Consider the following 1,107-nt stretch of genomic DNA (forward strand, 5'->3'; position numbering starts at 1 on the left):
TGTGATGTCCAGGCAGGTTGTTGAGTCTGCTGAAGGGTGGGGCTCCGATGGCGGAGTGGCGCCTGTGCTGATTGTAGAAGTGCAGCCAGCCGGGCAGCGCGGCGCGACGCTCGGTGTCTGAGGGGTAGAAGCGGGCATAGGCCCAGCCGTCGGCGAGGGTGCGATGGAAGCGTTCTATCTTCCCGTTCGTCTGCGGGCGGTAGGGGCGGGTCCGTTTGTGTCGGATGCCGAGCATGGCGCAGGCGTCTTTCCAGGCGTGGGAGCGATAGGCCGATCCGTTGTCGGACAAGACTCGCTCGACGGTGACGCCGCGGTCAGCGAACCATGCGACCGCGCGTTCGAGCACGCCGATCGCGGTGACGGCGCGCTCATCGCTGCAGATCTCGACGTAGGCGACGCGGGAGTGGTCGTCGATGACGGTGTGCAGGAACGCGGTGCCGATGTTGGGATGCCCTTTCTCGGTGTATCCGGCGCCGGCGCGGGCGGCGCGCTGCTTGTTCTTCTTGCCTTGCTGCTTGCCGACGTAGCGCCAGCCGCCGCCGTCGGGGATGTTGCCGAACTTGGTGACGTCGACGTGGATCAGGGATCCGGGATGGTCGTGTTCGTAGCGGCGGATCGGCTCGCCGGTGACCCGGTCGATGTGGCTGAGCCGGTTGATCCGGGCCCGCACCAGCACCGCATGCACCGTTGAGGCGGGAACGCCGAGCTCGCCGGCGATCTGCACCGGCCCCAGCCGCCGACGCCACCGCAACCGCACGATCCGTTTCACTGTCGCGGGCGGCGTCTTGGTCGGCATCGAGCGCGGCCGGCTGGACCGGTCAATCATTCCCGCGGGCCCTTCGGCCCGGAACCGGGCCGCCCACTTGCGCGCCGTCGGCGGTGAGGTCATGAACATCTTCGCCGCGACGGCGACCGGCCAATGCTCCTCGACGATGAGCTTGGCCAGCCGCAGACGAGCGCGCGGGGTCAGAGCAGCGTTAGCGTGGGACAACGAAGGCCTCCTGTGATGCGTGAGCGGTTCCTAGACAGCTCCACTCTCGCAACGGGAGGCCTTCGCCCGTCAGCAGATCACACGCGATTCACGCAACAACGTCCCTGGACATCACA

At 67.4% G+C, this 1,107-nt stretch carries 1 protein-coding gene; it reads right to left on the reverse strand.

The window, feature by feature from the left end; translation table 11 throughout:
- A partial coding sequence (locus AC3A46_RS19490) for an IS481 family transposase (RefSeq protein ID WP_487666695.1) occupies window positions 1-991 on the reverse strand: 991 nt, incomplete at its 3' end.
- Window positions 992-1,107 lie beyond the last annotated feature (116 nt).

It is taken from the genome of Microbacterium sp. Soil_C_42 (genome assembly GCF_057656735.1).